This is a genomic window from Lientehia hominis, from assembly GCF_021044755.1.
Taxonomy (GTDB): domain Bacteria; phylum Bacillota; class Clostridia; order Lachnospirales; family Lachnospiraceae; genus Lientehia; species Lientehia hominis.
The window spans coordinates 1-6,839 of record NZ_JAJNOR010000014.1; the positions used below are offsets into that span (position 1 = coordinate 1).

Annotated in this window: 2 protein-coding genes, 11 tRNA genes and 3 rRNA genes; all 16 read right to left on the reverse strand. The window is 43.6% G+C overall.

What is annotated here, in order from left to right:
* The coding region (locus LQE92_RS14235; RefSeq protein WP_231063606.1) for a patatin-like phospholipase family protein at positions 1-270 on the reverse strand (270 nt) is incomplete at its 3' end.
* Between the two features lie 476 nt (positions 271-746).
* Positions 747-830, reverse strand: a tRNA-Leu gene (locus tag LQE92_RS14240).
* Between the two features lie 62 nt (positions 831-892).
* Positions 893-968, reverse strand: a tRNA-Lys gene (locus tag LQE92_RS14245).
* Between the two features lie 6 nt (positions 969-974).
* Positions 975-1,049 (reverse strand) — tRNA-Gln (locus tag LQE92_RS14250).
* Positions 1,050-1,058: 9 nt separating this feature from the next.
* Positions 1,059-1,143 (reverse strand) — tRNA-Tyr (locus tag LQE92_RS14255).
* Positions 1,144-1,146: 3 nt separating this feature from the next.
* Positions 1,147-1,222, reverse strand: a tRNA-Thr gene (locus LQE92_RS14260).
* A gap of 18 nt (positions 1,223-1,240) precedes the next feature.
* Positions 1,241-1,316: transfer RNA gene (locus tag LQE92_RS14265), tRNA-Val, on the reverse strand.
* A gap of 27 nt (positions 1,317-1,343) precedes the next feature.
* Positions 1,344-1,420 (reverse strand) — tRNA-Glu (locus tag LQE92_RS14270).
* Between the two features lie 376 nt (positions 1,421-1,796).
* On the reverse strand, positions 1,797-3,134 hold the full coding sequence (locus LQE92_RS14275; protein WP_331001314.1) for a CoA-disulfide reductase: 1,338 nt from the start codon (positions 3,132-3,134) through the stop codon (positions 1,797-1,799).
* A 116-nt stretch (positions 3,135-3,250) separates the two neighbouring features.
* Positions 3,251-3,326 (reverse strand) — tRNA-His (locus tag LQE92_RS14280).
* A 6-nt stretch (positions 3,327-3,332) separates the two neighbouring features.
* A tRNA-Thr gene (locus LQE92_RS14285) sits at positions 3,333-3,408 on the reverse strand.
* A 9-nt stretch (positions 3,409-3,417) separates the two neighbouring features.
* Positions 3,418-3,494: transfer RNA gene (locus LQE92_RS14290), tRNA-Glu, on the reverse strand.
* A gap of 10 nt (positions 3,495-3,504) precedes the next feature.
* Positions 3,505-3,581 (reverse strand) — tRNA-Asn (locus tag LQE92_RS14295).
* A gap of 12 nt (positions 3,582-3,593) precedes the next feature.
* Positions 3,594-3,702 (reverse strand): 5S ribosomal RNA (gene rrf / locus LQE92_RS14300).
* 55 nt (positions 3,703-3,757) lie between these two features.
* Positions 3,758-6,650 (reverse strand): 23S ribosomal RNA (locus LQE92_RS14305).
* Positions 6,651-6,762: 112 nt separating this feature from the next.
* A 16S ribosomal RNA gene (locus LQE92_RS14310) occupies positions 6,763-6,839 on the reverse strand; the annotation flags it as partial.

Consider the following 6,839-nt stretch of genomic DNA (forward strand, 5'->3'; position numbering starts at 1 on the left):
ATAAATTCCCTCATTCACATATAAGTCTAAAATCTGTTGGGCACTATATTTTGATTTTGTTGATCCCGGTCTTTCAGGGCATAAATAAAGACTCGTTAAAATTGCCCCCGTACTCGTCCCGGCAATCAGATCAAAATAATCACTAATGTGAGCCTCTTGATTCCCGCTATAAAATTTTAGTAATTCCTCCAGCCGAATCAGCAGTTTAGCAGGAATAATCCCTCTAATTCCTCCACCATCAATTGAAAGAACTCGAATCATATTCGGCATAATCATCCCTCCATTATTCCTTCTTACTTTAATATATGAGATGAGAAGAAAATAAAATTCGAAGAAAAAATACCCTCTTTTCGCAAATAAAAAAAGGCCTACTGGCCTTTCATCTCATTAAGCGCTGACTTTTGAAGCTTTTGATTTCGTATAAACGTCAAAGAAGACTGCAATCAATAAGACAAATCCTTTAATTGCTTATTAATGATCAATCTACTTTCAGCTCTCATTATCTTTCACAAGAACATGACCATTACTAGAGTCGAATCATCTTAAATTCTACTCTTTATGATATCAATTCCCCACTAATTTTACAGTTCAAATAAACTTATCACAAATACTGTCTATTCATCACCTAAAAATAAAAAAAACAGGACAAAATCCTAGTTTCAAATCATATTCATCTTTACTATTTTACGACTTACATCTTTAGACATAAAAAAAGATATCCATTTGGATACCATAATCATCATATTTGGTGCGGGTGACAGGAGTTGAACCTGCACACCAAAGGTACTAGAGCCTAAATCTAGCGCGTCTGCCAATTCCGCCACACCCGCATATCATTATTATAGCAAATTTTTAATAAAAATCAATACCATAATGACTCAAAATAAAAAAATGGTGTCCTGCAGAGGACTCGAACCTCTGACCCTCTGATTAAAAGTCAGATGCTCTACCAACTGAGCTAGCAGGACTTTTAATGGCTGGGCTAGCTGGATTCGAACCAGCGCATGACGGAGTCAAAGTCCGTTGCCTTACCGCTTGGCTATAGCCCATTTTCAAAGTGGTGGTGGGGGACGGATTCGAACCGCCGAACTCGGAGAGAGCGGATTTACAGTCCGCCGCGTTTAGCCACTTCGCTACCCCACCAGATGGTGCCGAAAGCAGGACTTGAACCCGCAACCTACTGATTACAAGTCAGTTGCTCTACCAATTGAGCTATTTCGGCATCTTTTTTATTTAATTATGGTGGAGGATGACGGGCTCGAACCGCCGACCCTCTGCTTGTAAGGCAGATGCTCTCCCAGCTGAGCTAATCCTCCATGCAGATATTTCTATCTAATTTTAAATGGTGACCCGTACGGGATTCGAACCCGTGTATGCATGCGTGAAAGGCATGTGTGTTAAACCGCTTCACCAACGGGCCTTTTATTTTCCGTTTTGCGACTTCGTTATTTTATCATCTCGACTTGTTTTCGTCAAGAGATTTTTTGAAAAAGTTTTTTTTAAAAAAAAAGAAATTACTCGATTATTTTATCAACCAACATCTCTTTTGTCAAATACTTTTTAAAATTCTTTGTTAGTTCGTTTTATTTACCAGAAACGAACTTCTATATAATACCAAGTTTGTCGTTTCTTGTCAAACCTTTTTTCCTAAAAAGTTTTTTAACTCATCCCCTTCTCTTGAAGAGAACTTTTATATAATACCAAATCTGTCGGTTGTTGTCAAACATTTTTAATATACTTTTTTAAAAATATAAAACACTCTAATATCAATCTGATATTAGAGTGTTTTATATAAATTATTTCGCTACACTTCCTGCAATATTTAAAGCATCCCACGTTCTTGCAAATGGTGGTGCATAGCATAAGTCTAACATTGCCAGTTGATCGGTTGTCAATCCTGCAAAAATAGCAGTAGCTAATACATTAACTCGTTGAACTGCATCTTTACGTCCAACAACTTGTCCGCCTAATAATACTTTTGTATCAGCATTATAGATTAACTTCACATAAATTTTGGTTTGTCCTGGATAATAACTTGTTTGATTCATATCTGTAATAAATACTGTTTTATAGTTTAATCCTAAATTTTTAGCCTCTTGTTCAGATAATCCAGTACGCCCGGCTTCTAAATCCATTACTTTTAGACACGCTGAACCTAAAGAACCGTTAAATTGTTGATGGGCACCTGCTAAATTTTCACCAATAATGCGTCCCATTTTATTTGCAACCGTTGCTAATGGAATATAAGACGGTTCAGATTTCAAAATATGATTGATACTTGCACAATCACCAGCTGCGTAAATATCTTCAATTGAAGTACGCCCCTCTTGATCAATGATAATGGCACCATTACGGAGCATTTTAATTCCTGTATCTACTAAAAATTCAGTATTCGGTCGTACACCAGCAGTTAAGACAACAATATCGACATCATAACTTTCATCTTTAGTTTGAATTTTAGTTACATATTCTTGACCTTCTAAAGCTGTAACTGTTTGAGCTAAATGCAGATGAACATTGTGAGCTCTTAGCTCTTCTTCTAGAATATCTGTTATTTCTTTATCAAAAGTATCAACCAGAACACGATCATTTAATTGGAAAACATGAACTTCTTTTCCATATTGCTTAGCCGCTTCAACAACCTCAAGCCCAATAAACCCTGCTCCTACAATCGCAACACGATTTAAATCAGAATTTTGCATTGCTTGTTTTAAATCATGACCGTCTTCCATGCTTTTTAAAGTGTAAACATGTTTAAGATTTACATTTTGAATTGGAGGGATAATGGCACTTGCTCCTGTTGCAACCATTAATCGATCATAGTAATCGTCAAACACTTCATTTGTTGTTAAATTTTTTACAGTTACAACTTTATTATCTACATCTACTTTTAATACTTCATGTTCTGGATGAACAGAAATTCCTGAGGAATTGAATTGCTCTACTGTTCTTGCAATCATATTTTGAGAATCTTCAAAGAAATTTCCGACAAAATAAGGTAAACCACATGCTCCAAATGAAACATGTTTTGATTTTTCATATACTGTTATACTTGCATCTTTATTTGAACGCTTTAATTTTGCAGCAGCACTCATTCCAGCTGCAACACCACCAATAATAACAACCTTCATCATATAACCTCCTTAAAATTACCTTACATTATCTTATATTATATCAAATTTTCTCATAATATATATAAATAATGCCAAGCATAAAAAAACATCCCTTAAGGATGTTATCTACTAATTTATGGGGCGACTGATGGGAATCGAACCCACGAATGCCGGAGCCACAATCCGGTGCGTTAACCACTTCGCCACAATCGCCATGAATGGTGCCGAAAGCAGGACTTGAACCCGCAACCTACTGATTACAAGTCAGTTGCTCTACCAATTGAGCTATTTCGGCACTAATAAATGGTGACCCGTACGGGATTCGAACCCGTGTATGCATGCGTGAAAGGCATGTGTGTTAAACCGCTTCACCAACGGGCCATTATTATAATGGCGCCCCAACTAGGACTCGAACCTAGGACCCCTTGATTAACAGTCAAGTGCTCTAACCAACTGAGCTATTGAGGCTGGTTTATGGTGGCCCAGCAACGTCCTACTCTCGCACTTGCGTACTACCCTCGGCGCTAAGGAGCTTAACTTCTGTGTTCGGTATGGGAACAGGTGTGCCCTCCTTGCCATCGTCACTAGACCTTTTGGAGATTCTTTCGTTAATCTTCCAAAACTAGATATCTTCTTCAGTTTCTTTGGTTAAGTCCTCGATCGATTAGTATCAGTCCGCTCCATGTGTCACCACACTTCCACTTCTGACCTATCTACCTTGTCGTCTTCAAGGGATCTTACTTCTTTCGAATGGGAAATCTCATCTTGAGGGGGGCTTCACGCTTAGATGCTTTCAGCGTTTATCCCGTCCACACGTAGCTACCCAGCTATGCTCCTGGCAGAACAACTGGTACACCAGCGGTGTGTCCATCCCGGTCCTCTCGTACTAAGGACAGCTCCTCTCAAATTTCCTACGCCCACGACGGATAGGGACCGAACTGTCTCACGACGTTCTGAACCCAGCTCGCGTACCGCTTTAATGGGCGAACAGCCCAACCCTTGGGACCGACTACAGCCCCAGGATGCGATGAGCCGACATCGAGGTGCCAAACCTCCCCGTCGATGTGAACTCTTGGGGGAGATCAGCCTGTTATCCCCGGGGTAGCTTTTATCCGTTGAGCGACGGCCCTTCCATTCGGTACCGCCGGATCACTAAGCCCGACTTTCGTCCCTGCTCGACTTGTAGGTCTCGCAGTCAAGCTCCCTTCTGCCTTTACACTCTTCGAATGATTTCCAACCATTCTGAGGGAACCTTTGGGCGCCTCCGTTACTCTTTGGGAGGCGACCGCCCCAGTCAAACTGCCCACCTGACACTGTTCCCTGACCAGATCATGGCCACGGGTTAGAACCCCAGTAACACAAGGGTAGTATCCCAACAGCGACTCCACCAAGACTGGCGTCCTGGCTTCTTCGTCTCCTACCTATCCTGTACATGTGTCACCAGTGCTCAATATCAAGCTACAGTAAAGCTCCACGGGGTCTTTCCGTCCTGTCGCGGGTAACCTGCATCTTCACAGGTACTATGATTTCACCGAGTCTCTTGTTGAGACAGCGCCCAGATCGTTACGCCTTTCGTGCGGGTCGGAACTTACCCGACAAGGAATTTCGCTACCTTAGGACCGTTATAGTTACGGCCGCCGTTTACTGGGGCTTCAATTCAAAGCTTCGCTTGCGCTAACCTCTCCTCTTAACCTTCCAGCACCGGGCAGGCGTCAGCCCCTATACATCACCTTGCGGTTTAGCAGAGACCTGTGTTTTTGATAAACAGTCGCCTGGGCCTATTCACTGCGGCTTGCTTTCACAAGCACCCCTTCTCCCGAAGTTACGGGGTCATTTTGCCGAGTTCCTTAACAAGAGTTCTCTCGCTCATCTTAGGATTCTCTCCTCGCCTACCTGTGTCGGTTATCGGTACGGGCACTTACTAAATTAACCCTAGAAGCTTTTCTTGGAAGCGTGACATCAGTTGACTTCGCCATACGGCTTCGGCATCACAGCTCAATGTTATGCCATGCGGATTTGCCTACATGACCACCTCACTGCTTACACGTGAATCCATTAACACGCTCAACTTAGCCTTCTCCGTCACTCCATCAGTTTAATAAGTGGTACAGGAATATCAACCTGTTGTCCATCGGCTACGCCTTTCGGCCTCACCTTAGGTCCCGACTTACCCAGGGCGGACGAGCCTTCCCCTGGAAACCTTAGGCTTTCGATGGATAGGATTCTCACCTATCTTTCGCTACTCACACCGGCATTCTCACTTCTAACCGCTCCACAGCTCCTTCCGGTACTGCTTCTCCGCTGTTAGAACGCTCTCCTACCACTGACACCTAAGTGTCAATCCGCAGCTTCGGCGGTCCGTTTAGCCCCGGTACATTTTCGGCGCAGAGTCACTCGACTAGTGAGCTATTACGCACTCTTTAAAGGATGGCTGCTTCTAAGCCAACCTCCTAGTTGTCTGTGCATCTCCACATCCTTTTCCACTTAACGGACACTTGGGGGCCTTAGCTGGCGGTCTGGGCTCTTTCCCTTTTGACCATGGACCTTATCACCCACAGTCTGACTCCCGATGATATCTATCTGGCATTCGGAGTTTGATTGAGATCAGTACCCCGAGGTGGGGCCATCACCCATTCAGTGCTCTACCTCCAGTAGACTTGCCATCGAGGCTAGCCCTAAAGCTATTTCGGAGAGAACCAGCTATATCCGTGTTCGATTGGAATTTCACCCCTAGCCACAAGTCATCCAAGCACTTTTCAACGTGCCCTGGTTCGGCCCTCCAGTCAGTGTTACCTGACCTTCAGCCTGCTCATGGCTAGCTCACACGGTTTCGGGTCTACAACATCGTACTTTTCGCCCTATTCAGACTCGCTTTCGCTACGGCTCCGCATCTTCTGCTTAACCTCGCACGATATCGTAACTCGCCGGTTCATTCTACAAAAGGCACGCCATCACCCATTAACGGGCTCTGACTATTTGTAGGCACACGGTTTCAGGTTCTCTTTCACTCCCCTTCCGGGGTTCTTTTCACCTTTCCCTCACGGTACTGGTTCACTATCGGTCACTAGGTAGTATTTAGCCTTACGAGATGGTCCTCGTTGATTCCGACGGGATTCCACGTGTCCCGCCGTACTCAGGATTCCTTCCATGCATTTCACAATTTCACCTACGGGACTCTCACCCTCTCCGGTTGGCCTTCCCAGACCACTCGGCTATCATGATTTGTCAATTATGAAGGTCCTACAACCCCGGCTAGTGCCGGTTTGGGCTCTTCCCACTTCGCTCGCCGCTACTACGGGAATCGATTTTTCTTTCTTTTCCTCCAGGTACTTAGATGTTTCAGTTCCCTGGGTCTGTCTCCTATATGGCTATGTATTCACCATATGGTGCTAGCGTATAACCACTAGCGGGTTTCCCCATTCGGATATCCCCGGATCAAAGCTCACTTACAGCTCCCCGAGGCGTTTCGCCGTTTGTCGCGTCCTTCTTCGACTCCTAGTGCCAAGGCATCCTCCGTGCGCCCTTATTCACTTAACCTATAAAAAATAATTCTTTATTTTTTTCTTCTGTTTGAAGATATCTAGTTTTCAAAGATCAACTTTTGGAAGAAATTCTTCCAAAACTAAACAGAACGTCTCTTTCTCCATAGAAAGGAGGTGATCCATCCCCACCTTCCGGTAGGGATACCTTGTTACGACTTCACCCCAATCATCTACCCCACCTTAG